The organism is Brachyspira catarrhinii (assembly GCF_005518285.1).
Classification (GTDB): domain Bacteria; phylum Spirochaetota; class Brachyspiria; order Brachyspirales; family Brachyspiraceae; genus Brachyspira; species Brachyspira catarrhinii.
In genome coordinates this window covers 1-1,094 of record NZ_SJDU01000572.1, presented here as the reverse complement: position 1 = coordinate 1,094, position 1,094 = coordinate 1, and the positions used below count along the sequence as shown (strand labels likewise).

Genomic DNA, 1,094 nt, shown 5'->3' with positions numbered 1-1,094 from the left:
AAAAGTTCCACTCCTTCGGCGGATTTGATAGAGTATTTGAGCTTAACAGAAATTTTAGAAACGAAGGAATTTCCACAAGACATAATCCCGAATTCACTATGATGGAAGCTTATATGTCGTTTGCCGATTTTCACAAAGTTATGGAATTAGTCGAAGATATATTTTCTAAAGTTTGTTTGAAATTAAACGGAAGTTATATTTCAAAATATAAAGATTATGAAATAAATTTTAAACCTCCTTTTGAAAGAATTCCTATGATTGAACTTGTAAAAAAATACGCGGAACTTGACTTTGAAAAAATTTCTTCTAACGAGGAAGCTTTGGAAAAAGCAAAATCTATAGGAATAGAAATCGACACGAGCAAATCGAAACCTACAAAATGGGAGATTATGGTTAATGTATTCGAGGAAAAAGTGGAAGAAAAATTGATTCAGCCAACTTTTGTAATAAATTATCCTAAAGCGGTGTCTCCATTATCGAAATCCTATCCCGATAATCCCGATATAACGGAAAGATACGAATTATTTATCGGCGGAATGGAAATGTCGAACGGATTCAGCGAACTTAACGACCCAATCGACCAAAAAGAAAGATTCGAGGCGCAAGTGAAGGCAAAAGAGCGAGGCGAAGAAGAAACTATGGATATGGATTACGATTTTATTAACGCTTTGGAGTATGGGCTTCCTCCGACTGGCGGACTCGGAATTGGAATCGATAGAATGGCTATATTATTTTTGAATGTTCCGAGCATAAGGGACACTATATTATTTCCGCAAATGAGAAAATTAGAAAATTAAATTTTTTAAAATGAATCAAGAAATTAAAGATTATATAAAAGAAAAATTGAAATATATTCCCGATAAGTCGGGCGTATATTTTATGAAAGATGAAAAAAATAATATAATATATATCGGAAAGGCAAAATCTCTAAAAAAAAGAGTCAATTCTTATTTTACAAAATCGAATAAAGACACTAAAACTACGGCGCTTGTAGAACATATAGCAGATTTCGATTATATTATTACCGAGAACGAAGTCGAGGCTTTGATATTCGAAGCGGAGATGATAAGAAAACATAAGCCTCATTAGAATAT

At 32.8% G+C, this 1,094-nt stretch carries 1 protein-coding gene and 1 pseudogene; both read left to right on the top strand.

All coding sequences use genetic code 11. The annotated features are described in order from the left end of the window. The coding region (locus tag EZH24_RS12385; RefSeq protein WP_336596101.1) for an amino acid--tRNA ligase-related protein at positions 1 to 797 on the top strand (797 nt) is incomplete at its 5' end. Positions 798 to 807: 10 nt separating this feature from the next. Beyond that, positions 808 to 1,086: pseudogene (locus EZH24_RS12380) on the top strand (GIY-YIG nuclease family protein); the annotation flags it as partial. Positions 1,087 to 1,094: the final 8 nt, after the last annotated feature.